The organism is Streptomyces sp. NPDC052012 (assembly GCF_040689265.1).
Taxonomy (GTDB): Bacteria; Actinomycetota; Actinomycetes; order Streptomycetales; family Streptomycetaceae; genus Streptomyces.
Genome location: NZ_JBFAXA010000001.1, coordinates 113,426 through 139,276 on the forward strand (window position 1 = coordinate 113,426; position 25,851 = coordinate 139,276).

Annotated in this window: 19 protein-coding genes and 1 tRNA gene; 13 read left to right on the forward strand and 7 right to left on the reverse strand. The window is 72.3% G+C overall.

What is annotated here, in order from left to right:
* Positions 1–2: 2 nt before the first annotated feature.
* Positions 3–236, forward strand: coding sequence for a hypothetical protein (locus tag AB0412_RS00490; RefSeq protein WP_006136074.1), 234 nt, complete (start codon positions 3–5; stop codon positions 234–236).
* 113 nt (positions 237–349) lie between these two features.
* Positions 350–422, forward strand: a tRNA-Ala gene (locus tag AB0412_RS00495).
* 59 nt (positions 423–481) lie between these two features.
* On the opposite strand, the gene AB0412_RS00500 is transcribed toward AB0412_RS00495, so the two are convergent.
* Together AB0412_RS00500 and AB0412_RS00505 are read right to left on the reverse strand one after the other, a co-directional pair.
* Entirely contained in the window at positions 482–2,092 is a 1,611-nt protein-coding gene (locus AB0412_RS00500) for an NADH-ubiquinone oxidoreductase-F iron-sulfur binding region domain-containing protein (protein ID WP_366400215.1), read from the reverse strand.
* Positions 2,089–3,390 carry a ferric reductase-like transmembrane domain-containing protein gene (locus AB0412_RS00505; RefSeq protein ID WP_366400216.1) on the reverse strand — a complete coding sequence of 434 codons (1,302 nt, stop codon included), beginning with the start codon at positions 3,388–3,390 and terminating at the stop codon, positions 2,089–2,091. Before AB0412_RS00505 ends, AB0412_RS00500 begins: the two co-directional genes overlap by 4 nt.
* Positions 3,391–3,875: 485 nt before the next feature.
* Here AB0412_RS00505 and leuS point away from each other — a divergent pair, with 485 nt between their 5' ends.
* The 7 genes from leuS (at position 3,876) to AB0412_RS00540 (ending at position 14,449) form a co-directional block, all read left to right on the forward strand.
* Positions 3,876–6,755: a leucine--tRNA ligase gene (leuS, locus tag AB0412_RS00510; protein ID WP_366400217.1), complete on the forward strand. Its 2,880-nt coding sequence runs from the start codon at positions 3,876–3,878 to the stop codon at positions 6,753–6,755.
* Positions 6,756–6,893: 138 nt separating this feature from the next.
* Positions 6,894–7,715 carry a hypothetical protein gene (locus AB0412_RS00515; RefSeq protein WP_366400218.1) on the forward strand — a complete coding sequence of 274 codons (822 nt, stop codon included), beginning with the start codon at positions 6,894–6,896 and terminating at the stop codon, positions 7,713–7,715.
* Positions 7,716–7,787: 72 nt separating this feature from the next.
* A complete protein-coding gene (locus AB0412_RS00520) occupies positions 7,788–8,633 on the forward strand; it encodes a DegV family protein (protein WP_366400219.1) in 846 nt (281 codons plus the stop codon).
* 128 nt (positions 8,634–8,761) lie between these two features.
* The gene (locus AB0412_RS00525; protein WP_366400220.1) at positions 8,762–9,844 is read left to right on the forward strand and encodes a ComEA family DNA-binding protein; all 1,083 of its coding nucleotides are present in this window, start codon (positions 8,762–8,764) and stop codon (positions 9,842–9,844) included.
* Positions 9,841–12,591: a ComEC/Rec2 family competence protein gene (locus AB0412_RS00530; protein WP_366400221.1), complete on the forward strand. Its 2,751-nt coding sequence runs from the start codon at positions 9,841–9,843 to the stop codon at positions 12,589–12,591. The genes AB0412_RS00525 and AB0412_RS00530 overlap by 4 nt, the downstream gene beginning before the upstream one ends.
* Before the next feature lie 4 nt (positions 12,592–12,595).
* Positions 12,596–13,426: an arylamine N-acetyltransferase gene (locus tag AB0412_RS00535; RefSeq protein WP_366400222.1), complete on the forward strand. Its 831-nt coding sequence runs from the start codon at positions 12,596–12,598 to the stop codon at positions 13,424–13,426.
* Between the two features lie 426 nt (positions 13,427–13,852).
* On the forward strand, positions 13,853–14,449 hold the full coding sequence (locus AB0412_RS00540; RefSeq protein WP_366400223.1) for a response regulator transcription factor: 597 nt from the start codon (positions 13,853–13,855) through the stop codon (positions 14,447–14,449).
* A 45-nt stretch (positions 14,450–14,494) separates the two neighbouring features.
* Here AB0412_RS00540 and AB0412_RS00545 read toward each other — a convergent pair whose 3' ends face one another.
* The 4 genes from AB0412_RS00545 to lanKC form a co-directional block, all read right to left on the reverse strand.
* Positions 14,495–16,303 carry an ABC transporter ATP-binding protein gene (locus AB0412_RS00545; RefSeq protein WP_366400224.1) on the reverse strand — a complete coding sequence of 603 codons (1,809 nt, stop codon included), beginning with the start codon at positions 16,301–16,303 and terminating at the stop codon, positions 14,495–14,497.
* On the reverse strand, positions 16,300–18,087 hold the full coding sequence (locus tag AB0412_RS00550) for an ABC transporter ATP-binding protein (protein WP_366400791.1): 1,788 nt from the start codon (positions 18,085–18,087) through the stop codon (positions 16,300–16,302). The genes AB0412_RS00545 and AB0412_RS00550 overlap by 4 nt, the downstream gene beginning before the upstream one ends.
* Before the next feature lie 143 nt (positions 18,088–18,230).
* Positions 18,231–18,359: a SapB/AmfS family lanthipeptide gene (locus tag AB0412_RS00555; RefSeq protein ID WP_260827783.1), complete on the reverse strand. Its 129-nt coding sequence runs from the start codon at positions 18,357–18,359 to the stop codon at positions 18,231–18,233.
* 35 nt (positions 18,360–18,394) lie between these two features.
* The gene (lanKC, locus tag AB0412_RS00560) at positions 18,395–21,019 is read right to left on the reverse strand and encodes a class III lanthionine synthetase LanKC (RefSeq protein WP_366400225.1); all 2,625 of its coding nucleotides are present in this window, start codon (positions 21,017–21,019) and stop codon (positions 18,395–18,397) included.
* A gap of 299 nt (positions 21,020–21,318) precedes the next feature.
* Between lanKC and AB0412_RS00565 the strand changes: the two genes are divergently transcribed.
* The 3 genes from AB0412_RS00565 (at position 21,319) to AB0412_RS00575 (ending at position 23,169) form a co-directional block, all read left to right on the forward strand.
* Positions 21,319–21,564: a hypothetical protein gene (locus AB0412_RS00565; protein WP_366400226.1), complete on the forward strand. Its 246-nt coding sequence runs from the start codon at positions 21,319–21,321 to the stop codon at positions 21,562–21,564.
* Positions 21,565–21,698: 134 nt separating this feature from the next.
* A complete protein-coding gene (gene holA / locus AB0412_RS00570; RefSeq protein WP_366400227.1) occupies positions 21,699–22,688 on the forward strand; it encodes a DNA polymerase III subunit delta in 990 nt (329 codons plus the stop codon).
* Positions 22,689–22,773: 85 nt separating this feature from the next.
* Positions 22,774–23,169, forward strand: coding sequence for a nuclear transport factor 2 family protein (locus AB0412_RS00575; protein WP_366400228.1), 396 nt, complete (start codon positions 22,774–22,776; stop codon positions 23,167–23,169).
* Between the two features lie 203 nt (positions 23,170–23,372).
* On the opposite strand, the gene rpsT is transcribed toward AB0412_RS00575, so the two are convergent.
* Positions 23,373–23,639 (reverse strand): 30S ribosomal protein S20, encoded by a 267-nt coding sequence (gene rpsT / locus AB0412_RS00580; RefSeq protein ID WP_260827788.1) that lies wholly within the window; start codon positions 23,637–23,639, stop codon positions 23,373–23,375.
* 188 nt (positions 23,640–23,827) lie between these two features.
* On the opposite strand from rpsT, the gene lepA reads away from it, so the two are divergent.
* Positions 23,828–25,696: a translation elongation factor 4 gene (lepA, locus tag AB0412_RS00585; protein WP_366400229.1), complete on the forward strand. Its 1,869-nt coding sequence runs from the start codon at positions 23,828–23,830 to the stop codon at positions 25,694–25,696.
* The last annotated feature ends 155 nt before the right edge of the window (positions 25,697–25,851 follow it).

The following is a 25,851-nucleotide window of genomic DNA, read 5'->3' on the forward strand; positions in this document are numbered from 1 at the left end:
CGATGGGTGCACACAGGCGGAAGTGTGACTGGTGCGGCAGCGGGACGCCGATCGTGCGGGACATGGAGCCGATCAATCCCGACTACCAGTACTGGTGCGAGGAATGCGCGCGGGCGCTGATCATAAAAGGCGACCCCATCGAGACGTACCGGGAACTCGAGGGGGAGCCGATCTACGGCCGGCTCCTGGAGGAGCACTGCACGCTCAAGCGGTTCTATTCCTTCGTGACGGCCTAGCCCGAGGAGACAAGGCGCCCAAATCGGGCACACCGGAAACGATTTGGTGTTGGGCCCGGTGGACCGTGTAATGTTGGCGTCGCCGCCGGGGAAACCCGGACGGCACACAGCAAGGGGCTATAGCTCAGTTGGTAGAGCGCCTGCATGGCATGCAGGAGGTCAGGAGTTCAATTCTCCTTAGCTCCACAGAAAGATCCCCCCGGTCCTGACGGACCGGGGGGATCGTCGTTGTACGGGCTTTTCCCTCAGCGGCCGAGGGCGCGCCGTCCGCGCCCCTGGGACAGCACCGGCAGGTTCCGGGACGGCGCCTTGGCCTGCGGCCCCTCCTCCTCGATGCGCAGCGCCAGTGCGGGGCAGCGGCGCACCGCGCGCAGGGCCTTCGCCTCGGCGTAGCGCGGCACCTGGGCCTGAGCGACCGTCGGAAAGCCGTCCGCGCCGAGCTGGAAGACCTCCGGGAGGATGTCCGCGCACAGGCCGTGGCCCCGGCACAGCGTCCAGTCGACGTAGATCTTCTGCCGGCTGGGGCCGTTCTCCTCGCCTCCGCCGCCCGGGATGCCCGTGGGGGCCCTGCCCCCCTCGAACAGCGGCAGGACGCCCGCCACGGGTCGTCCGCAGCCGTTGCCGAGGACATGGGCGGCGAGGTCGTCGGTGAACGCCTTGACGGTCGACTCCAGGAACATCGCGGAGCCGTCGGGATGCGAACAGGCGCCGCGGCGCTTGACGTTCTTGGCGACCTGCTTGAGCGCCTCCAGCGCGGCCGGGCCGCCGCCGTTGAGGATGTCCTCCAGGCCGCGTGCCGCGGCCGGCAGACCGAGATAGCAGGGGCCGCACTGGCCCGCGCTCTCCTCCGCCAGCCACTGCGCCACCTTCAGCGACTCGCCCAGCGGGCACACGTCCTGACTGATCGGCAGGATCGCGCCCGCGCCGAGCGAACCGCCCACCGCGTCCAGGGAGTTGCGGGAGACGATCGCCTCGTTGACGGTCGCCGCGTCGATCCACTTGCCGTGGTAGCCGCCGGTCAGCACGCCCTGCGGCACCGGCGGCGCCCCGGCGAGCTGGAGCACGTAACGCAGCGGCACGCCCGTGGGGACCTCGATCACCATGGGTCGCGCGACCGCGCCGGACACCGTGAGCATCACGGTTCCCGGCTCGTCGTACAGACCCGTGTTGCCGTAGCGCTCCGGGCCGATGCGGGCGGCGATGGCGAGCTGCGCAAACGTCTCGGCGTTGGACAGCAGCGTGGGCGCGCCGCCGACGCCGCTCCTCGAGGCGCTGACCTTGCGGCCGGGCGGGATCGCCGGACCGCCGTCGATGGAGCGGATCAGGGAGGCCGCGGCGCCGGTGACCATGCGGACGGGGTTGCGCTGCACACGGGCGCGCAGCGCCGAGCGGCGGCCGTTGCTCAGGCCGCGCTCGGCGAGCGCCTGTTCCATCGAGCGCTGGGTGGACTCCCGGGTGACCCCCACCACGAGCGTGCGGGCACCGAGGGCCTCGGCGCACAGCAGCGCACCGTCCAGGATGAGATGCGGGGCACGGTTGATGAGCACCGTGTCCTTGCGGCAGGCCGGTTCGTCCTCACTGCCGTTGACGACGACGACCGGCCGGACGCCGCGCTTGATCGCCGATTCGGCGACCGAGCGCAGCTTCTTGTGGAAGGGGAAGCCCGCGCCGCCGCGGCCCCTGAGGTTGATGCGCTCGGCGAGCGACGCGAGCTGCTCGCCGCCCATGGGCTCGAGTGGCCCGTGCACCTTGAGGTGCATGGGCAGATCGAGCCGGTCGACAAGGTCGAAGCCCGACGTGAGCTGGGGAAGACCGACCACGCGGACTTCGGGGACGTCGGGCAGGGCCTCGTTCACTTATAGCCTCCGGAAGGCATGTTCCAAGGTTCGCCCGAACCCGGAGCGTCGAAGTCGTAGGACGCACCGGGGGTTGGTTCAGTGGCGGGACCGCTGTTGTACGTGTCACTCGGGTTGTACGTGCCGTAGAGGGTGTTCGTCTCACCGGTGTCGTACACATCACTCGAGCCGTACCCGGAGCCGACCGGACTGCCATAGGCCGGGATGGTTTGTCCCGTGTCGTTCAGGGGGTCGTACGCCGGTATGTGCCCGGTGTCGTTGAGCGGGTCGTACGACGACGGCGGGGCCTCGCCGACCGGCGGCGGGGACGGGATCGGCCAGCTGCCCGAGGTGCTGGAGGGGGAGTCCACGCGCGGCATGCTCTCGGTGGGCTGGAGGTCCAGCGGCAGCTCCATGGAGGACGTCTGGTCCGCGAACAGGGGCTGCTGCCGGCTGCGTGACGGCGCCGAGACCGCGCGGTAGGCGGCCGCGAAACCGTTCGCCGGCTCCGCGGCTGCGGGGCGCTCGGCGGTCTCGAAGCGCGAGTCGGCGGGACGCTCGGCGGCGTCGAAGCGCGGGCCGTCGTCGCGCGAGCGGGAGTCGCGCGACCGGGAGCCGCGCCGGCCGCCGTACCCGGGCAGTGGGGACTCGCCTGCCCGTGACCTGCTCTCCTCCAGCTCCTCGCGCCGCTGCTCCAGGGTCGTGCCGAGGAACGCGGTGATCCGGTCGGCGACCCTGCGCTTGACCGGGCGCGGGGCCGCGCGCAGGGCGAGGGCCGCCGTCACGCCGACCACGGACAGGCCGTAGAGGATCACGAAGATCGGCTTGGCCGCTCGACCCGCGTAGAGCCCGTGGACGAGCGCGGCGCACCAGGCCGGATAGGCCAGCATGTGCATGGCCCGCCAGCGGGCCGCGACCGGCGCCGGGGAGGCGAAGCGGTTGCGCAGGACGCCGGTGACGGCGACGAACATCATCAGCAGGCCGGCCGTGGTGCCGAGGCCGATCAGGAAGGTCCTGCCGCCGACGACCTCGTCGTCGGTCAGGGCCAGCCCGAAGGGGATCACCGCGGCGATCCACGTGGTGTGGTCCTGGGCGACCTTGATGCCGATGTGCATCAGCAGGAACACGAGCGAGGCGACCGCGGTCGTGCGGTGCACCGCCTGCGCCAGGATCCGCTGACGCGGGCCGAGCAGGATGCGGTCCTGGGCGACCAGCCCCCAGATCACCGAGGCGCTGAGGCAGACCAGCGACAGGACGCCCACACCGAAGCTGAGGAACTCGGCGAGCCAGTCGTCCGCCGTGCTGTCGTCCGGCCTCACGACCTACCTCCCCACGTCACGAAGGCGAGCGGGTACGGCTGAGCGGCAGCCGACCGGCCCTGGACGGGGGGTGGGCTGCTGTCTGGACGAGGGTTCATGGGGGCAACTCCGAACGGTTCGGTAAAGCGGTCCCGCTGCCGCACTCTAAGCGTGCTCATACCGATCAGTACGAGGTTTGAGTTATTGCGCTGTTATCAAAAGACGATCCGCTCGTTGTCTTGCCCCTTTAGCGGCCGTTACGCGAAGTAACTTTTGACCGAGATTCAGTGCGTCGCGTGCCGCTCCGGGGCTGCGGTACCCTAGCGCCATGCGTGCCGTACGCCTTCTGCTTAGCGAGCCGCGCTGATCAGTCCCGGCCATCGCCCGACCGCCGTTCGCGTCGGGTGGCCGGAGTCGGCGCGGCGTCCCCTCCTGTGCGAGGGGATTTTTCATTTCTTGGAAGTCGCAGGTCGCAGGCAGAGACGATCGATGGAGCTTTGAGGACGATGAGCGAGACGAACCCCGCTGCCGCCGCCGCGGAGGCCGCGCCGCACCGCTACACAGCCACCCTGGCCGCCGAGATCGAGGCACGCTGGCAGGACTTCTGGGACGCCGAGGGCACCTACGCCGCCCCCAACCCGAGCGGCGACCTGGCCGGCGACCCCGAGACGGTCGCCAGGCCCAAGAAGTTCATCATGGACATGTTCCCGTACCCCTCCGGTGCGGGACTGCACGTCGGCCACCCCCTGGGCTACATCGCCACCGATGTCTCCGCCCGGTTCCAGCGCATGACCGGCCACAACGTGCTGCACACCCTGGGCTTCGACGCCTTCGGGCTGCCCGCCGAGCAGTACGCCGTGCAGACCGGCACGCACCCGCGCGTGTCCACCGAGGCCAACATCGAGAACATGAAGGCCCAGCTGCGCCGGCTGGGCCTGGGCCACGACAAGCGCCGGTCCTTCGCCACGATCGACCCGGACTACTACAAGTGGACCCAGTGGATCTTCCTGCAGATCTTCAACTCCTGGTACGACGAGGACGCGAACAAGGCCCGCCCGATCTCCGAGCTGATCGCCCGGTTCGAGTCCGGTGAGCGGCCCGTACCGGGGCACACGCGCGCGTGGAGCGAGCTGAGCGAGGCCGAGCGCGCCGACGTGCTGGGCGAGTTCCGCCTGGCCTACGCCTCCGACGCGCCGGTCAACTGGTGCCCCGGCCTGGGCACCGTGCTGGCCAACGAGGAGGTCACCGCCGAGGGCCGCTCCGAGCGCGGCAACTTCCCCGTCTTCAAGGCCAAGCTGCGCCAGTGGAACATGCGGATCACGGCGTACGCGGACCGGCTGCTGGAGGACCTGGACGCGCTGGACTGGCCCGAGGCCATCAAGCTGCAGCAGCGCAACTGGATCGGCCGCTCCGAGGGCGCCCGCGTCGACTTCCCGATCGACGGCGAGCGCATCACCGTCTTCACCACCCGCCCCGACACGCTGTTCGGCGCGACCTACATGGTGCTGGCGCCCGAACACCCGCTGGTCGAGAAGTTCACGCCGCAGGAATGGCCCGAGGGTACCCACCAGGTGTGGACCGGCGGCCACGCGAGCCCGGCCGAGGCCGTCGCCGCGTACCGCGCGCAGGCCGCGTCCAAGTCCGACGTCGAGCGGCAGGCCGAGGCCAAGGACAAGACCGGCGTCTTCATCGGCGCCTACGCCACCAACCCGGTCAACGGCGAGCAGGTGCCCGTCTTCATCGCCGACTACGTCCTGATGGGCTACGGCACCGGCGCGATCATGGCCGTCCCCGGCCACGACTCCCGCGACTTCGAGTTCGCACGCGCCTTCGAACTGCCGATCCGCTGTGTGGTCGAGCCGACCGACGGCCGCGGCACCGACCCCGCCACCTGGGACGACGCCTTCGTCTCGTACGACGCGAAGATCATGAACTCCTCGGGCGCCGACGTCTCCCTGGACGGCCTGGGCGTCGTCGAGGCGAAGGCCCGCATCACCGAGTGGCTGGAGAGCAAGGGCTTCGGCGAGGGCACGGTCAACTTCCGCCTGCGCGACTGGCTGTTCAGCCGGCAGCGCTACTGGGGCGAGCCCTTCCCGATCGTCTACGACGAGGACGGCGTCGCCCACGCCCTGCCGGAGTCGATGCTGCCGCTGGAGCTGCCCGAGGTCGACGACTACTCGCCGCGCACCTTCGACCCGGACGACGCCGACACCCAGCCCGAGACGCCGCTGTCGCGCAACGAGGAGTGGGTCGACGTCACCCTGGACCTGGGCGACGGGCGCGGCCCGCGCAGGTTCCGCCGGGAGACCAACACCATGCCCAACTGGGCCGGTTCCTGCTGGTACCAGCTGCGCTACCTGGACCCGCACAACAGCGAGCGGCTGGTCGACCCGGAGATCGAGCGCTACTGGATGGGCCCGCGCGAGGGCATGCCGCACGGCGGTGTCGACCTGTACGTCGGCGGTGCCGAGCACGCCGTGCTGCACCTGCTGTACGCGCGCTTCTGGACCAAGGTCCTGTACGACCTGGGGCATGTGTCGGCGCCCGAGCCGTACCACAAGCTGTACAACCAGGGCATGATCCAGGCCTACGTCTACCGCGACAGCCGGGGCATCGCGGTGCCGGCCGCCGAGGTGGAGGAGCGCGACGGCGCATACTACTACCAGGGCGAGAGGGTCTCCCGGCTGCTGGGCAAGATGGGCAAGTCCCTGAAGAACGCGGTCACTCCGGACGAGATCTGCGCCGAGTACGGTGCCGACACCCTGCGCCTGTACGAGATGGCGATGGGCCCGCTGGACGTCTCCCGGCCGTGGGACACGCGCGCGGTGGTCGGTCAGTTCCGGCTGCTGCAGCGGCTGTGGCGCAACATCGTCGACGAGGCGACCGGTGAGGTGACCGTCGTCGACGCCGAGCCCGACGAGGACACGCTGCGCGCCCTGCACAAGGCGATCGACGGCGTCCGCCAGGACCTGGAGGGCATGCGCTTCAACACCGCCATCGCCAAGGTCACCGAGCTGAACAACCACCTGACCAAGGCGGGAGGGCGGGTGCCGCGCTCGGTCGCGGAGCCGCTGGTGCTGATGGTCGCGCCGCTGGCCCCGCACATCGCCGAGGAGCTGTGGCACCGGCTGGGGCACGACGGCTCGGTCGTGCACGAGGACTTCCCGGTGGCCGACCCGGCGTACGTGGTCGACGAGACCGTGACCTGTGTCGTGCAGGTCAAGGGCAAGGTCAAGGCGCGGCTGGAGGTGTCGCCCGACATCTCCGAGGACGAGCTGGAGAAGGCCGCCCTGGCCGACGAGAAGGTCGTCGCGGCGCTGGACGGCGCCGGGATCCGCAAGGTGATCGTGCGGGCGCCGAAGCTGGTGAACATCGTTCCGGCCTGACCCTTACGGGTAGCGCCGGATCCGTCTGCGGGCAGGCTCGGGGTTCTTCCGGAACTCCGGGCCTGCCTGTTGCGTTTACCGTTGAAGAGCGGCGCGGAGTGTGCCGGGACTGGTGCTACGGCCCTCAGGAGGAGCCTCGTGGAAGCAGTGTTCGCAGTGTTCGCCCTGCTTTTTGTGCTCCTGGTCGTCCTCGGCGCCTACGCCACGGTGAAGGTCGTCGGCGCCGCCAAGCGCAGTGCCGACCGTCACATCACCCAGGCCCGCCGCACCGTCGAGGACCACACCCTGAAGGTCAAGTCCCTCGTCCAGCCGGGCGCCGCGGGGGAGGTCGCCCAACTCCGGCTCAAGCTGCGCACGTCCATGCGAGCCACGCAGGACGCATTGCAGGCGGCCGTCGCCGAGGACGAGTCCCTCAAGGAGTCGCTCGCCCTCTTCGAGCGCCTCAGCGCCCACGGGCACGAGCTCGACGCGGAACTGCGCCGCCTGGAGACCGAACCGGACCGGGACACGCTCGCCGACCGGCTTCCCCAGCTGCGGGAGCGCACCGAGCGCATCACACAGTCGGCGGACGCCCTGCGCTGGGCGGCCCGCGACCGCGCCCGCCGCTTCGCCGAGGACGACCTGGACTCCCTCAGCACCCAGATCGACATGGAGGCCGGTGCTCTGAGGCACTGGACCACGACCGAGCCGCCCGCCGGCGGGCAGTCTCCGACCGGGCAGTCCGCGGGTGGACAGTCCGCGACCGGGCAGTCCGCGGGTGGGCAGCGCCCCGCCGCTCCGCCGTGGCCGGAAGCGCCCGCCGCCGATGCCCCGACGGCCGGTCAGACCTGGCCGGAGAGCCAGGAACCGGCCACGACGCGGCCGGAGTCGACCGAGCAGTCGCGGCCCGCGATCGCTCCGTCCGTGCCGCGCCCCACCTACCCCTGGCAGAAGAAGCCCCGCCCCGAGAGCACCACTTGATCCGGTCACTGCCGCACCCGGCCCGCGGGGCCGGGCTGCCGCGCGGGCGGTACGCCAGGTAACCTCCAGCTCATGTCCCGCCATGTCGCGATCGTCACCGATTCAACGGCCTACCTACCGGCCCGGACGATGGAGCGGCACGGCATCACCTCGGTACCCCTGACCGTGGTCCTCGGCGACCGCGCGCTGGAGGAGGGCACCGAGATCTCCACCCGCTCCCTCGCCCAGGCCCTGCAGAAGCGGCGCCCGGTCACCACCTCACGACCCGGTCCCGAGGTTTTCGCCGAGACCTATCGCAAGGTCGCCGAGTCGGGTGCCACGGGCATCGTCTCGCTGCACCTGTCCGCCGAACTCTCCGGAACCTACGACGCGGCGGTCGTCGCGGCCCGTCAGGCGCCGGTGCCGGTGCGGGTCGTGGACACCGGCATGATCGCGATGGCGCTCGGGTTCTGCGCGCTGGCCGCGGCGCAGACCGCGGAGGCGGGCGGCACGGTGGACGAGGCGGTCACGGCCGCGGAGAAGCGGGCGGCGGGCACGTCCGCCTACTTCTACGTCGACACCCTGGACTATCTGCGCCGTGGCGGCCGGATCGGCGCCGCGCAGGCGCTGCTGGGCTCCGCGCTGGCCGTGAAGCCGCTGCTGCAGCTGTCGGGCGGGCGCATCGAGCCGCTGGAGAAGGTGCGGACGGCGTCGAAGGCGATCGCCCGGCTGGAGGAGATCGCGGCCGAGCGGGCGGGCGGTGCCGAGGTCGACATCGCCGTGCACCATCTCGCCGCGCCGGACCGCGCGTCGGCCCTCGCGGACCGGCTTCGCGGGCGGGTCCCGGGGCTGGCCGATCTGCATGTCAGCGAGGTGGGGGCGGTGATCGGGGCGCATACCGGGCCCGGGTTGCTGGGTGTTGTGGTGTCGGCGCGGTGAGGCTCGTGGAGCGGGCCGCCGGGCGGCGGTTCCCTCGTGCGGGTGACGGAGTTGTCCACAACCCGGTGATAATCCCCGGGAATTGAGCAAGATCATCGCGGATGGGCGGGGTGTCCGATCCTCGTCGCATGGCACTTCGATCACGTTCACGCACTGCGACGGCAACCAGCGGCCCCGGCCGTGGGGCCGCGTCCGACGGCCGCGTTCGTCACCGCCGGGCCCGGCACGGGCACCGGCGCGGATACCGGCACCGCAGCCGTGACGCGTCGGCGGAGGAACTCCGGCGGCGTGCGGAGGCGCTGTTCGGTGGGGGCGGTGAGGGCCGCCCGGAAGGTGAGGGCCGTCGGGAAGGTGAGGGCGGCCAGGGAGGTGACAGGCGCAGGGGCGGGCGGCGGGTGCCGAGCTGGGCCGCAAGCGATGACGCGCCGTACGCCGATGCGGCGGACCCGGACGAGGAGCCGGCACCGCGGGAGGATCCTGACCTCGCGCCCCCGGAGAACTCCCGCAGGGAGCTGATGGGGCTCGCCCTGCGGGAGCGGTTACCGCTGTGGGTGCAGACGCGCTGCGGGATGGAGCGGCGGAGCCTGGTCGCGCTGTCGGTGGTGCTGGTGGTCGCGGTGGGCTTCGCCGTGCAGCACTTCTGGGCAGGGCGGACCCAGCCGGTGCGGCCACCGGAGGTGGTGCGGGCCGCGGCACCCCGCGGGGACCAGGCGCCGGCCGGTGCGGCGAAGGCCCCGGCCTCGGCGGCCCCGGAGATCGTCGTGGATGTCAGCGGCAAGGTGCGCGACCCGGGGGTTCATCATCTGCCGGCCGGTTCCCGGGTCGAGGACGCGCTGCGGGCGGCGGGCGGAGTACGGCCCGGCACGAAGACCGACGGCCTCAACCGGGCCCGCTTCCTGGTCGACGGGGAGCAGCTGATCGTCGGCGGTCCGGCACCTGGTGCGGCGCCGGGCGCGGGTGGTACGGCCGCGGCAGTGACGGCAGGTGGGGCAGGCGGGCCAGGGGCAGCCGGTCCGGCGACGCCGGTGTCGTTGAACACCGCCACACCCGAGCAGCTCGACACGTTGCCGGGAGTCGGCCCCGTGCTGGCCCAGCACATCATCGACTACCGCACACGCAACGGCGGCTTCCGCTCGGTGGACGAACTCCGCGAGGTCAACGGCATCGGTGACCGCCGTTTCGCGGACCTGCGCAACCTGGTGCGGCCATGAGCGGCGACGGCAGTGAGCAGGCCCGTGTCGCCGGTCGCGAACCCGGGGCCGGGGCGGCCCGGCGCGGGACCGGAGCCGGGCCAGGGGCTGCGACCGGCGCCGCGGTCACCGGCAGCCGGTCGGCGGTGACCCGCTCGGTGGTGCCCCGGTCGGTGGTGCCCACCCGCTCGGTGGTGCCCACCCGGTCGGTGGTGCACGCCCGGTCGGGGCATCGCCTGGGGGCCGCTCGGCCGAGGCAGGAAGGGCCGGTCGATCTCCGGCTGGTGCCACCGGCGCTGGCGGCCTGGGCCACGGCGGCGCTGATGTTGCATGCCTCGCCGGGCTGGGGCGTGCTGGTGGTGATCGTCGCACTCGCCGCAGCGGGTGCGCTGCTCGCCTCGCGGAGCACACGCCGCGCACGGTCGTGGGTTTCCGGGGCGGCCGTGCTGGTGTGCGTCGCCGCTGCGGCGGCGTCGGCCGGTCTGCACGGGGCGGATCTGCGGCGGGGACCGGTTCCGGCGCTGGCCCGGGAGTTCGCGCCGGTGACGGCGGAGGTCGAGATCACGTCCGACCCCCGGCTCACCCGGCCCCGGGTCAGCGGCGATCGGATGGCTCCGCCGGTGGTGCTGATCGAGGGCGAGGCGCGCCGGGTCGAGCGGGCGGACGGGGGACCGGCGGAGGTGACCCGGACGCCGGTGCTGATGATCGTCGACACCCGCTCGGGGAAGCGGGGCGCGGCCGGGAGCGGGCGCTCGGTGCCGGACGGTGCGGGTGCCCGGGGAAGGGACGCGCGGGCGATCTGGCTGGGGTTGCTGCCGTCCACCCGGGTGTCGGTCGAGGCACGGCTCGTGCCCGCGGCGGCGAGTGGGGACCGGTTCGCGGGCGTGCTGCGGGTGAAGGGCCGGGGTGGGCCGGAGGTCGTGGGGGCGCCGTCGGGGGCGCAGCGTTCGGCGGGGCGGCTGCGTGCGGGACTGCGAGAGGCGACCGACGGGCTGACCGGGGACGCGCGGGCGCTGCTGCCGGGACTGGTCGTGGGAGACACCTCACGGATCACACCGGAGCTGGACGAGGCGTTCCGGGAGACCGACCTCACGCACACGCTCGCCGTCTCCGGCGCCAACTTCACCATCCTGCTCGCCCTCCTCCTCGGCCCTCCCGGACTGGCGCAGCGCGCCGAGCGACGCGGTCTCGCACCCCGCCTCGGCATCTCCCTGCGCACGACGGCCCTGCTGGGCGGGGCGCTGTCCCTCGGCTTCGTCGTCGTGTGCCGCCCGGATCCGAGCGTGCTGCGGGCCGCGGCCTGCGGATCCGTCGCCCTGCTCGCCCTCGCCACCGGCCGGCGCAGATCGCTGATCCCGGCGCTGGCGGCAGCCGTCCTGCTGCTCGTGCTCTACGACCCCTGGCTGGCCCGCAGTTACGGCTTCCTGCTCTCCGTGCTGGCCACGGGCGCGCTCCTCACCCTCGCGCCACGCTGGAGCGCGGGACTGCGGCGGCGCGGGGTTCCGCCCCGGCTCGCGGAGGCGCTGGCCGCGGCCGGTGCCGCGCAGGCCCTGTGCGCGCCGGTGGTCGCCGTGCTGTCGGCCCGGGTGAGCCTGGTCGCGGTGCCGTGCAATCTCCTCGCGGAGTTCGCGCTCGCGCCGGCCACGGTGCTGGGCTTCGCCGCGCTGGCCACCGCCCCGCCGGCGATGCCGGTGGCCAAGGCGCTGGCCTGGTGCGCGAGTTGGCCCGCGGAGTGGATCGCGCAGATCGCCCGCGCCGGTGCCGCGCTGCCCGGTGCGGGAGTGGACTGGCCCGGCAGCTGGGCCGGGGCGGCGCTGCTCGGCGTGGTCACCCTGGCCGCGCTGCTCGCCGGGCGGCGGCTGCTGGGGCATCCCTGGTGGTGCGGGGCGTGCGCGCTGCTGCTGGTGCTCGTGGTGGTGCGCCCGCCCCCGCTGACCCGGGCCGTCACCGGCTGGCCCCCGCCGGGCTGGCGGATGGTGATGTGCGACGTCGGCCAGGGTGACGCGCTGGTGCTGGCGGCGGGTGAGGGCACCGGCGTGGTCGTGGACGCCGGCCCCGACCCGGATCTGGTGGACCACTGCCTGCACTCCCTGGGCATCACCAGAATCCCGCTCGTGGTCCTCACCCACTTCCACGCCGACCATGTGGCGGGCCTGAGCGGGGTGCTGCGCGGACGGTCGGTGGGGGCCATCGAGACCACCGGCTTCCAGGAGCCCGAGGACCAGGCGGCGTTCGTGAGGAGACTGGCGGCCGCCCGGCGGGTGCCGGTGACGCAGGCGGTCGCCGGGGAGCAGCGGCGCACGGGGGCGTTGACGTGGGAGGTGGTGTGGCCGCCGGGAGGGACACGGCAGCCCTCCAACGCGCCGGGGCACCCCGCCCCGTCCCCGGCCCCGGAACCGGAGGGGCCGAACGACGCCAGCGTGGCCATGCTCGTCCGGACGGCGGGTCTGCGCCTGCTGCTGCTCGGGGACCTGGAGCCCCCGGCCCAGCGGGCCCTGGCGAGATCACCGGCGGGATCGGTGCTGGCGGAGGTGGACGTGCTGAAGGTGGCCCACCACGGCTCGGCGTACCAGGACCCGGACCTCATACGCCGGGTGGCGCCGCGGCTGGCCTTGATCAGCGCCGGCGCGGACAACTCGTACGGCCACCCCGCGCCGAGCACGGTCGACGCGCTGCGCGCGCAGGGGGCGATGGTGCTGCGGACCGACCAGGAGGGAGCGATCGCGGTCACCGGTACGGGCGGTGCCCTGCGAGTGGCGGGACACTGAGGCCATGGACTCCCAAGAGATCGACGCCTATCTCCGCCGACTGGGTGCCCAGCGCCCCGCCCGCCCCACCGCCGACGCCCTGCGGTCACTGCAGCTGAACCATCTGCGGACCGTGCCCTTCGAGAACCTCTCCATCCATCTCGGGGAGGAGATCGTGCTGGAGGAGAAGCGGCTGCTGGAGAAGGTGGTGGGGTCGCGCAGGGGCGGGTTCTGCTACGAACTCAACGGCGTCTTCGGGGCGTTGCTCGCCGCCCTCGGGTACGACGTCACCCTCCTCGCGGCCCGGGTGTACGGGGAGGAGGGCCGGCTGGGGGTCCCGTACGACCATCTGGCGCTGCGGGTGCGGACGGTGGACGGGGCCGACTGGCTGGCCGACGTCGGCTTCGGTGCGCACAGCCACTTCCCGCTGGTCTTCGGGGAGCGGGGAGACCAGGAGGACCCCGGCGGCACGTTCCGGATCGCCGAGGCGGGGCCGGACGCCGCCGGGGTGCGCGGGGGACCCGGCTCCGCCCGAGCCGGTGACCTGGACGTCCTGCGGGACGGGAGGCCGGCGTACCGGCTGGAGCTGCGTCCGCGGGTGCTAGGGGACTTCGTCACCGGGGCCTGGTGGCACAGCACCTCGCCCCGGTCGCACTTCCGGCAGTCGCTGGTGTGCTCGCGGGTCACGGAGGACGGGGGCAGGGTCACGCTCAGCGGCCGGAAGCTGGTGCTGACGGGCGCGGCGGGCGGCGAGCGGGAGGAGCGGCAACTGGGGACGGACGAGGAGGTGCTGGCCGCGTACCGGGAGCGTTTCGGTGTGCTGCTCGACCGGGTGCCCACGGTGCGCGGACTGTGAGACGGCCCGTCTCCCGCGATGGGGAACGTCGTTCCCATGACGCACGGACCAACATGGGGCGGATCGTCGGTCTGCTGCTGTTCGTGTGAGGGCCCTACGCAGCGCTGCTCAAGAGGGACCGCAAGGTTCGGGCCACATTCGTTTCGTGGGTTTTCGGTCTGTGGCGCAGGCAGGCAGTGACCCTCTCTCACGCCGTCCTCGCCGTAGCGGTGGCGTCCATGGCCCTGTCAAGCACCCGTTCCGGACTCTTCGTCCTCGATCCCCCGCCCCCGGGCTCGCTGAGGACGGCGTGTTGCTGTCGCTGGGGCCCGCCTTTGATCGGGCGTCCTGCTTTTTCCTCGGGGGCCGGGGGCAGATGGGTGTGGACATGGGGGACGAGCCCGGGCGCCGGTAAGGCGACCGGGGAACCTAGGGGGTTGGTTGCGCATGATCCGTGTTCTCGTGGTGCACGATGCGGCGCTGCTGCGGACGGCACTGGTGCAACTGCTGCGGTCGGCCGGCGGATTCGAGGTCTCGTCCATGTCCTCCCGCGATGTCGTCCGCGTCGAGAACGACTTACCCCCGGACGTGTGCGTGGTGGACGGAGACAGCCTCGGGGGGCCGGGGGAAGTCGGCCGTGCGTCGTTCTGGGGCCGATGCGGGGCCGGGCTCGTCGTGCTCGGGGCTTCCCAGCGGCCCGGTGTGCTGCGCAGGGCGTTCGACGCGGGAGCGCTGGGTTTCGTCGACAAGGACGCCTCGTCACAGCGGTTGATCGCTGCGGTGCACGCTGTCGCCAGGGGCGAGCGGTTCCTCGACGAGAGACTCACCGTCGCGCTGTTGGAGGCGTCGGAGATGCCGCTGACGACTCGTGAGCTGAGTGTGGTCTCCCTGGCGGCGCAGGGCGCCCCCGTCGCGGAGATCGCCGTCTCTCTGCACCTGTCCCGGGGGACCGTCCGTAATTACATGGCCAGCGCGATCCGGAAGGTGGGGGCGCGCAATCGCGTGGACGCGATACGCATCGTGCAGAGCGCCGGCTGGATGTGAGGCGGCTGCCCTCGCCATCGCCTTCGGCTGCCCGCCCGCCGCGCGTCACTCCCGGGTTCCGCTCCAGTGCCCGACCAGGTCGCGGTAGAGGGGCGAGCGGGCGAGGAGCTCCTGGTGGGTTCCGCACACCGCGTCGACGCCGTCCAGTACCAGGATCCGGTCGGCCCGCATCGCCGACGACATGCGATGGGCCACGACGACGAGTGCTCCCGGACGTCGTGCGAGGGCCTGCTCGGCTCGTGCCTCGGACGCCGCGTCGAGATGGCAGGTCGCCTCGTCGAGGAGGAGCAGGCGAGCCGTCGACAGGTGCGCGCGGGCCAGGACCAGCAGTTGGCGCTCGCCCTGTGAGAGGTCGCCGGGCCGTACCGGCGCGTCGAGCCCGCCCAGGCGCTCGACGAGCGGGCCGGCCCCGAGTTCTCGCACGGCCGCCTCGATGTCGGTCCGCCGCGCGTCCGGCCGCAGGTAGCCGAGGTTGTCGCGGACCGTGCCGGTGAAGACGTACGCCTGCTGGGGCAGCAGGACGCGCAGGGCGGAGAGTTCGGCCGTGCTCCGGTCGGCGATCGTACGGCCCGCCACGTCGACCTCGCCGCTCCTGGGCACACAGGTCCCGGCGATGAGGCGGGTGAGGGTCGACTTGCCGATGCCGCTGGGACCGACGACGGCCAGGTGTTCGCCGTCCTCGATACGAAGATCGAGCGCGTCGAGGACCGGTTCGGCCCGCCCTCCGTAGGCCACGGTCACGGCCCGCAGTTCCACCGCGGGGGGCGGCCACGACGCCCGAGGGGCTTTCCGCAGCGGGCCGGGGACCTGCTGCGGGCGGTCGGCGCGCGTGGTGGCGGCGAGGAGCGGAGGCGACGCCGTCGTGGTGAACCGGTCCAGGACCACGAGCAGTCGGGTTCCCGCGGCGCCGAGCGCGGTCATGAGGGTGTGCAGTGCGGGCAGCAGGGCCTGCGCGAGGTAGGTGAACGCGCCCAGCAGGGCGCCCATGGTGACTCCTCGTCCCTGCAGCCATGGCGCGGCCAGCACCAGGAGCAGCACCGGCAGTTGGCCCGCGACGCCGAGGGCCAGCGTGCGTACCGCGGCCCAGCGGGCGAGGACACACGAGGTGGCGGCGGCTTCGGCGATGAGCCGCGCTCCGTGCCGGGCCGCTCCCCCTTGCGTGCCGCAGGCGGTGATGTCGCGCAGCGCCCGGCGGGTGCGCGCCGCGTGATCGCCCAGTGCCTCGTCGGCGGCGAGCGCCCGCCGTTGCGCGGCGGCCATGGGCCGCAGGGTGACCAGGAACAGGGTGAGGCCCGCTGCGAGGGGCGGCACGACCACCACGAGGAGGGCGGGGTCCAGTGAGAACAGTCCCACCAGGGCCCCGGCGGCGGTGAAGACGAACGAACGCAGGGTCAGGACGAGCCCGGCGAAACTGTCCCGCACGATCTCGACCTGGTTCGTGAGCCGTGAGACCGCGGCGCGGTCCCCGCCACCGGGGCGGGCCAGGGCGCGGGCCATCGACTGGTCGACCGCCCGCCGTACCAGCTGGTCGCGCAGCGGTTCCGTCAGCCCGGCCAGCTGGGCGAACACGCCCCGGATCACGGGCGCTCCGAGCACCACGGCGACGCCGGCGACCGCGAGCCAGCCGAGTCCCGTGCGGGTGTCGCCGACGAGGAATCCCCGGTCGACGGCCTGGGCGACGCCGTAGCCGACCAGGAAGGTCTGTGCGGACTCCGCCACGGACCACGCCGCGAGCCGCGCGAGGACGTGTTTGCGCCCGGCGAGGAAGCGACGGGCGGGCGGTGCGAGCCGGCGCAGCGGCCCGGACCTGCCGTGGGGCGGCGCGGCGGAACGGCCGCTGTCGACGGAGGTCACGGCCGCGCCTTTCCGTGCAGGGATGCCGTCCGTTCCTGCCGGGGCGTGTCGCCGCCCGCGGGGCCGACGGGTTCCTCGCCGCGCTCCTCGCCGGTGAACACCGCTCGGTAGGCGGTCTCCTGCCAGAGGTGCCGATGGGTGCCGACCGCGCGTACCCGGCCGCTCTCCAGCCAGATCACCAGATCCGCTCGGGCCGCGACCGACGGGCGGTGTGCCACGACGAGCCGCGTGGCGGCGCTGAGTGAGCGGCGCAGTGCCTGGTCCACCGCGTGTTCCGTGGCGGTGTCGAGACTGGACGTCGCGTCGTCCATGACGAGCAGCCGGCCCGCGTGAGCGAAGGCGCGCGCCAGGCCCAGACGCTGGTACTCGCCGCCGGACAGGGGGGCGTCGGCGAGCCGCGTGTCGTACGTGTCGGGAAGGCGGCGTACGAAGGCGTCGGCGCCCGCGACGCGGAGGGCGTCCCGTATCCGGTGCGACGACACGGTGCGTGGTCCGGCCGCGACCGCTTCCGCCACGGTGCCGTCGCCCAGGACCGGGCGGGCGAAGGCGAAGCCGACCTCGGCGCGCAGGCACGGGCGGGTCAGCTGGTCGAGACGTGTGCCGTCCAGCAGCACCTCCCCCTCGTCGGGGTCCACCAGCCGGCCGGCCACGGCGGCCAGCACGGACTTGCCGGCACCGCTGCGGCCCACGACCGCGGCGGTCAGGCCGCCGGGCACGACGACGTGGTCCGCCCGCAGGACCTCCGTCCCGTCCCGCAGGACCCGTACGCCGCGCAGTTCGAGGGCACCGGGGCCGTGCGGGGGGAGGGTCCGGGTTCCGTAGGGCAGGGTGGGCAGTTGTTCCAGGGCCGTGGTGCGTTCCCGCGCGGACCGTCCCCGGACGAGCGCGCCGAGCAGGGTGGCCGCACTGCCGAAGCCGGCGGTCAGCTGCGCGTACCGGCACACCGCCAGCAGTTCTCCGACGCTCAGGGCCCCTGCGTCGAGCCGGAGACCGCCGACGGCTGTGGCGGCCACGGTCAGCAGCGGAACGAGGACACCTCCGGTCGCCAGCGCCCTGCCGTGCAGCACCCACATGTGCCCGCCCAGTTCGGCGAGCTCGGTCAGCGGACGCAGTACGCGCTCACGTTCACGGACGGCCGTCCCGGCGGCGGCGACGGTCTCCGCGCCTTCGATGGTTTCGAGCAGGCGGGCCGCGATGTCCGACTGCACGCGCTGGTAGGCCCGTACCGACGTGCCCGTGTCGCGTGCGAACGCCCGCAGCACCAGGGCCAGGGCCGGCAGCCCGGCCAGGACGCATGCGGCGACCCATACGTCGACGACGGCCAGCGCGACGAGCGCGCCGGCCGGGGTGATGAGCGAGGCCGCCAGTGCGGCCCGGGCGGCCGGAGTGCCGCCGGCGTCGGAGGCGTTGAGCGTCAGCCGGGTCGCGATGTCCCCGGGTGAGTACCGGCTGACCGGGTCCGGGACGGCGTGCAGCATGCCGGTGAGGGCGCGGGAGCGGATCGCTGCCGTCCAGTGGGCCGTGCACCGGCCGGTGAGCAGCGCGGTCAGGCTGTCGAGCAGGACCTCACCGACGAGCAGTGCGGCGCTCGCCGCGAGCCAGCCTCCGGCGGCGCCGTCGTGCAGCAGCAGGTCCAGGGTGCGGCCGAGGACGAACGGCTGGGCGACCGCGACCGCCGCGGCCACCACCGAGCACACCAGGACGAGCAGTTCGGGCGTGCGGCCCGGACCGGTGTCGTACAGGTCCGGCGCCGAGCGCTTCTGCCGCCGCCGGACCGGGATGATTGCCACCAGCTGTCCCTCCTCGTGGCGTCGCCGTCCGCGGCGGAGACGAGGCGTGCTGGAACCGCCGCCCCGGGAGGTGAGTCCGGGGCGGCGGATCGCGGGGGCCCGCCGCGGTCGCCGCGACGGGCCGGCCGCCTCGGACGTCAGTTACAGGTCGTGACGCTGAGGCTGCTGTCGCCGCAGAGCAGCAGGCTGGCGCGGCTGCCCGTCTCGACGTCCCCGATGGCCTCTTCCTTGGGGGTCTCCATCGACTGCAGATCGAACAGGTTCATGTCATCTTCCCTTCGTGTGGCAACGGGTGTTCTTCTCACGGTCCCTGGTGGGACCGGCTCGTGGGCCGCGGCGTGTGCCGCGGGGTGGGGAGGAACGGCAGTCCGGCGGGGCGGTCGCCGTGTACGGACGCGAGGGCCAGCAGGCATCCGGCGGTGCCGGTGGACAGGTCCATCGACAGCCGCATCATCTGTTCGCCGGGGAAGGCGAGCCGGCCGCGGTAGGACATGGCGTGCCACGTCAGCGCGTCGATCTGGCGCCGGACGGCCTGCGGTCCTGTGCCCGGGCCGGTGGCCGTCGTCCGGCCGAGGTACAGCACCATGCCGGCCACGCCGCGGTAGAGGCCCGGCTGTGCGTAGAACATGGCTTGCGCGGCGCGTACGATCTCGGTCCGCGCCTGCTCGAACCGGTCGTCGGCGCGGTGTGCCAGGTAGTCGTCGAGCACCATGCCGATGCCCACGCTGCCGGCTCCCAGGTACGGCATCGTGCGCCAGCCCTCGTCCACCTGGAGGGCGCCGCTCGCGCTCCGGACGCACGCCGAGAGGTCCTGGCGCAGCGCGCCCCGGGCGAGGTCGAGCAGTCCGGTGTCACCGGTGCGTTCGTACAGGCGCAGGAACAGCAGGGCGCTGCCCGCCGCGCCGTACAGCAGACCTGCCCGCCGGCGGGGGCTGCCTGGCCGCAGGTCGGGCGTATCGCCCGGTAGGCTCCGCGCGCTCAGCTCGGCGCACCGCAGCGCCGCGGTGTGCAGGGCGCTGTCGCCGGTGGAGGCGGCCAGCGAGTCCAGCATCAGGCCCACTCCGGCCGTGCCGCTGTGCAGGTCCGCCGCGAGAGCCTCGAGGGGGTGGTCGAGGAGCAGCCCGGTGAGCTCGAGCGCCCGGTCCCGGTGGCCGAGGTGGTTCAGGGTCCACGCGGTTCCCGCGATGCCGTCGTGAAAGCCCAGCGGCATGCCCGACGGTGGTTCCTTGGTCCGTTCGAGCAGCCACTGCTCCTCGTCGTCGTCGCGCTCGGCGCCGCTCTCGGCGAGGGCGTACAGCACTCCGGCGGCTCCGTAGCCGAACGACAGCCCTCCGCCCGCGGTGGCGAACTGGGCGATGTCGCCGGGGAAGAGGCGGTCGTCGCGGGCCAAGGTCGCCGACGCGCGGATGGCCGCCGTCATCGAGTCGCGGCTGCGCGGCCAGTCGCCCGGCGCCACCGGGACGAACTGCTTCCCGCCGCGTCGCGCCGCCGGTGGGCGAGGAGACGTGGCGTCGGTGATCTCCTCGACCGCCGCGTCGAGGAAGGCCCGCGGAACCGGGAACTGCCCTGCCACCACGTCGGCGAGGTGCTCGGCCTTGCGCCGGTCCAGCGCCAGGAGACTGGTCAGCGGCAGGAACAGGGCCAGCCGCAGGCAGGCCAGCGCGTACCGGTCCACGGCTGTGCCCTTGCGGCCGGGGGGCGCCACGAACCCGGGATGGGCGACCGTCTGCCGGCCCGGCTCGTCGACGTGATGGGCGGCTTCGAAGTCCAGCAGGGCCACCCGTCCGTCGTCGCGGATCATGATGTTGAACAGGTGCAGGTCGTTGAAGACGACACCGCGGGCGTGCACCTCGGCGACGGCCTGCTCGACCCGGGCGTGGATGTCGAGCGCCCACTCGGTGTACTCGGCCAGCCGCCGGTGGTCGGGGTCGGCCTCGATGAGCGGATGGCGGCGGGCGAAGAAGGTGTTGAGCGGTTTGCCGTCGAGGTACTCCAGGGCGAGGAAGTGGTGCTCTGCGACGGTGAAGCCGTCACGCACCTCGGGCGTGCACGACAGACCCGAAAGCCTTTCCAGGGCCCGGCGTTCGCGGTGCAGGCGGGTCACCGCGTCGGCGCCGTCGGCCGCCAGCCCGGCGTGCGGGCGGGCCTCCTTGAGGACCACGAGTTCACCTGTGCGGTGGTCGCGCGCCCGGTAGACGCCACCGCCGTTGGAGAAGTGCAGGGCCGCCTCGACGGTGTACGGGATGCCGACCAGGGTCACCGTCGCCCGCGCGTCGAGGTGGGGCCGCAGGAAGGCCGGCACACGCACCCAGTCGGGGACCTGGAACACCGGGCCGCGAAGGTCGGGGACGAGGACGCCCTCGGGGTTCGCGACGGCCGGGCGCAACTCCCCGTCCTCGTCGTAGCAGTTGCGGCGGGTGAAGCTGCCGTAGCGCACGTGCACCGGGCCGTCGCCGAGCCTGAGGTCGCTCAGGATGTGCGGTCCGGGCTCACCGGCCAGCAGTGCGGCCAACTCGCCGGCGACGCTTTCCAGTTGTTCCTCGTCCGCCGGATACACGGTGATGAACTTGCCGCTGCCCGCCCGGTCCGCGTACTTGGCGTTGCGCTGGTGCAGCAGATAGCGGCTCGGGACGAACTTGAACGCGACGCGGCGCTCGAGGCAGTACGCCCGGACGCGCTCGAGGACGGACTCGGCGTTGTCCAGGCAGGCCGAGACGTGGATCTTCCAGCCCTGGGGCGGCAGCGTGGCGTCGAGCGGGCGCAGGGCGAGCCAGTCGCCGCTCTCTCTGCGCTGCCATCCGGCCGGCACGGGCAGCAGGGCCGCCGCGTACCGGGAGTCCGCCGCGCGGGTGCCGGGGGCGGTGCGGTGCGGCGCGTCGTAGAAGTGCGGGTCTGCGTCGCAGTACACGGCGTAGCCCTTGTTCACGCCTGCTCCCTCCGGCCGGATCGGTGCCGGGACAGACGCTGTCACGCGCCGCTGCGCCGGGGACAGTCACCACTGTCATCACTGTGACGTGCGGAACGCACAGGTAACTTGACCCGAGCGGATCCCTGTCGGCAGCCGCATGCCGGTCTGTGCTCGCTGCACGGGGTGACGCGTACGGTCACGCTGGACACCGAGCACCTCGGGCTGGGCAGCGGCATGGAGGGCGAGCCGCGGGCGGCGTGCCGGGCCACGACGGAGCTCCATCTCCTGCCGAAGGGGTGAGGCCCAGAATGGGTGTCGTGAGTGATGTGCGACATGTGCTGGTGCTGCCGGATCGGGATGCCGCGGAGGAGGTCGTGGAGGCGCTGAGGGAGAGATTCGGGGTGGCTGAGGAGCTTCGGGTCGTCCGGGACGCGTTGGCGGGGGAGGACGATGCGGAGGACGCCCAGTGGCTGGTGGCGCTGCGGGACGAGGAGGGCCGCCTGGATCCCGCGGAGCTGGACGAGTTCGCGGGGGAGTGGGACGGCTGGCGTGAGGAGCCGTAGCCGTCGCCGGTGCGGCTGAGTCACCTGAAGGGGGCGGGGAAGTGCGCGACCAGCCACGGACCCCCGCAGTCGGGAAGGCACCGGACCCCTACTGACCGACCCCGCTGTCAGTCCCCCGTGTCATCCTTGTCGCGATGGCCAGGAAAGCTGCTCAAGACGACCCCCTCGCCCCGCTGACGCTCGCCGTCGGTCAGGAGGAGCTGCTCCTCGACCGTGCCGTGCAGGAGGTGGTCGCCGCCGCCAAAGCCTCCGACGCCGACACCGACGTACGGGACCTGACCCCGGACCAGCTCCAGCCCGGCACCCTCGCCGAGTTGACCAGCCCCTCGCTCTTCGCGGAGCGCAAGGTCGTGGTCGTACGCAACGCGCAGGACCTGTCGGCGGACACGATCAAGGACGTGAAGGCGTATCTCGGTGCGCCGGCCGAGGAGATCACGCTCGTGCTGCTGCACGCGGGCGGAGCCAAGGGCAAGGGCCTGCTGGACGCCGCGCGCAAGGCGGGGGCCCGCGAGGTGGCCTGCCCGAAGATGACGAAGCCGGCGGACCGGCTGGCGTTCGTGCGGGGCGAGTTCCGCGCCGCCGGGCGGTCGGCCACGCCGGAGGCGTGCCAGGCACTGGTCGATGCCGTCGGCAGTGATCTGCGGGAGCTGGCCTCGGCGGTGTCCCAGCTGGTCGCGGACGTCGAGGGCACCATCGACGAGGCGATCGTCGGCCGGTACTACACCGGGCGGGCCGAGGCGTCCAGCTTCACGGTCGCCGACCGGGCCGTCGAGGGGCGGGCAGCCGAGGCACTGGAGGCGCTGCGCTGGTCGCTCGCGACCGGGGTCGCGCCCGTGCTGATCACCAGCGCGCTGGCGCAGGGGGTACGCGCCATCGGCAAGCTCCAGTCGGCCCGTGGCGGCAGACCCGCCGACCTGGCCCGTGAGCTGGGCATGCCGCCGTGGAAGATCGACCGTGTGCGGCAGCAGATGCGGGGCTGGACCCCGGACGGCGTGGCGGTGGCGCTGCGCGCGGTCGCGGACGCCGACGCGGGCGTGAAGGGCGGCGGCGACGACCCTGAGTACGCCCTGGAGAAGGCGGTCGTCACCATCGCCCGAGCGGCGCGGTCGAGAGGGCGGGCGTAGCGGAGTCGAGAGGGCGGGCGTGGAGGAGCAGAATCGGATGTATCAGCCGTAGGTCGCCCAGACAGACGGAGAGGTGGCGAGCGCCATGGCTGAACACCCGCACGCAATGCTCGTCCGCAAGGGGTACGAGGCGTTCACGCAAGGGGACATGGACACCCTGCGCGGACTGATGGCGGCGGACGCGACCCATCATGTGCCCGGGACCGGGATCCTCTCGGGCGACTACAAGGGACAGGACGCCATCCTCGACATGTACCGGCGGCTCGGTGAGGAGACCGGCGGCACGTTCCGCGTCGAGCTGCGTCAGACCCTCGTCGACGGCCGGGGCCATGCGGTGACCCTGCACCACTTCACGGCCGACCGGCAGGGCAAGCACCTGGACGAGGACGGCGGCATCGTCTTCCGGATCGTCGGGGACAAGATCACCGACCTCGACGAATGCGTCGCCGACCTCGACGCGGTGAACGACTTCTGGGCGTAGCGCCGCGAACGCCGAAGACCCCGCCCACCACCCTGGGGAAGGGTGAGCGGACGGGGTCTGCGGTTGAAGCCGATGAGCTCGTACCCGCGTGGCGAACGCAGGCCGCGTACGAGCTCGGGGTGCCGGTCGGGGGCGGATGAGAGAGGGCCCGCCCGGGTCCTTCCGGCGATCAGATCAGGAAGGTGATCAGCTCTGGTGAGCGATCAGCCCTTGAGGGTCGCGACCTTCTGAGCCAGCGCCGACTTCTTGTTGGCGGCCTGGTTCTTGTGGATGACGCCCTTGGAGACGGCCTTGTCGAGCTGACGCGCGGCAGCGCGCTGGTACTCGGTGGCCTTCTCGACGTCGCCCGCGGCAACGGCCTCGCGAGCCTTGCGGATCGCGGTCTTCAGAGAGGACTTGACGGCCTTGTTGCGCAGCCGGGCCTTCTCGTTGGTCTTGTTCCGCTTGATCTGGGACTTGATGTTCGCCACGAATGAGCCTCTTCAGAGTTGTATTTTCCGGTGTGCCTCGCGCAGAGAGGGCATGAGACACAGCGCCCTACACTACCAGCGGCTCTTTCCCCGGCCCAAACCGGTCGCCGCTCCCCACCCGTGGGACCATGGAGACTACGTATCGATCCGACCCGAGGCATAAGGCGCCTCAAGAGACAGGACCCTGCGTGCCCGCGACCCCTAACAATGTGCCCGAGCCGAGCCGCACCGACCCGGCTCTGATCCGCAATTTCTGCATCATCGCGCACATCGACCACGGCAAGTCCACGCTCGCCGACCGGATGCTCCAGCTGACCGGTGTGGTCGAGCAGCGGCAGATGCGCGCTCAGTACCTCGACCGCATGGACATCGAGCGCGAGCGCGGCATCACGATCAAGTCCCAGGCGGTGCGTCTGCCGTGGGCCCCGACCCACGACAAGGGCAACACGCACATCCTCAACATGATCGACACCCCGGGGCACGTCGACTTCACCTATGAGGTCTCGCGGTCGCTCGCCGCGTGCGAGGGGACCATCCTCCTCGTCGACGCCGCCCAGGGCATCGAGGCGCAGACCCTCGCCAATCTCTACCTGGCGATGGAGAACGACCTCACGATCATCCCGGTGCTCAACAAGATCGACCTGCCGGCGGCGCAGCCCGAGAAGTTCGCCGAGGAGCTCGCCAACCTGGTCGGCTGCGACCCCGACGACGTCCTGAAGGTCTCCGCGAAGACCGGCCTCGGCGTCGAGGCGCTGCTGGACAAGGTGGTCGCGGAGATCCCCGCCCCGGTCGGCGTCAAGGACGCCCCGGCCCGCGCGATGATCTTCGACTCGGTGTACGACTCCTACCGCGGTGTCGTGACGTACGTCCGTGTCATCGACGGCCAGCTCAACAAGCGCGAGCGGATCCGGATGATGTCCACCGGCGCCACGCACGAGCTGCTGGAGATCGGCACCAACTCCCCGGAGATGCTGCCGGCCGACGGCCTCGGTGTCGGCGAGGTGGGCTATCTGATCACCGGTGTGAAGGACGTCCGCCAGTCCAAGGTCGGTGACACCGTCACGAGCCAGCAGAAGGGCGCCGAGGAGCCGCTGGGCGGCTACAAGGACCCCAAGCCCATGGTCTTCTCCGGGCTGTATCCGCTGGACGGCTCCGACTACCCGCTGCTGCGCGAGGCGCTGGACAAGCTCCAGCTCAACGACGCCGCCTTGGTCTACGAGCCGGAGACCTCCGCGGCGCTCGGCTTCGGCTTCCGTGTCGGCTTCCTCGGCCTGCTGCACCTGGACGTGATCCGCGAGCGGCTGGAGCGCGAGTTCGGGCTCGACCTGATCGCGACCGCGCCGAACGTGGTCTACCGCGTGGTCATGGAGGACCGCAGCGAGCACACCGTCACCAACCCGAGCGAGTTCCCCGAGGGGAAGATCGCAGAGGTGTACGAGCCGGTCGTGCGCGCCACCATCCTCGCGCCCAGCGAGTTCATCGGCTCGATCATGGAGCTGTGCCAGACCCGGCGCGGTGTCCTGCTCGGCATGGACTACCTCTCCGAGGACCGGGTGGAGATCCGCTACACCCTCCCGCTCGCCGAGATCGTCTTCGACTTCTTCGACCAGCTGAAGTCCAAGACCCGCGGCTACGCCTCCCTGGACTACGAGCCCACCGGCGAGCAGACCTCCAGCCTGGTGAAGGTCGACATCCTGCTGCACGGCGACAAGGTGGACGCGTTCTCCGCGATCACCCACAAGGACCAGGCGTACGCGTACGGCGTACGGCTCGTCGCCAAGCTCAAGGAGCTGATCCCGCGGCAGGCCTTCGAGGTGCCGGTGCAGGCCGCCATCGGCTCCCGCGTCATCGCCCGCGAGACCATCCGCGCCATCCGCAAGGACGTCCTCGCCAAGTGCTACGGCGGTGACATCTCCCGTAAGCGGAAGCTGCTGGAGAAGCAGAAGGAAGGCAAGAAGCGGATGAAGATGGTGGGTTCCGTGGAAGTTCCGCAGGAGGCCTTCATCGCCGTCCTCTCCAGCGATGACAGCGCGGGACCGGGTAAGAGCAAGAAGTAGCCGCCGGGGGCCGCGGGGCCGCCTCGCAAACCGGACGGAACGGGGCCCGTCGCACGAAAGTGTGGCGGGCCCTTTCGCGTTCACGGGGTAGCTCTCTGTACGAAGCGACAGGCCGCGGACCCTTACGCGGCGGCCGGTCGACCTTTACTCTGTCC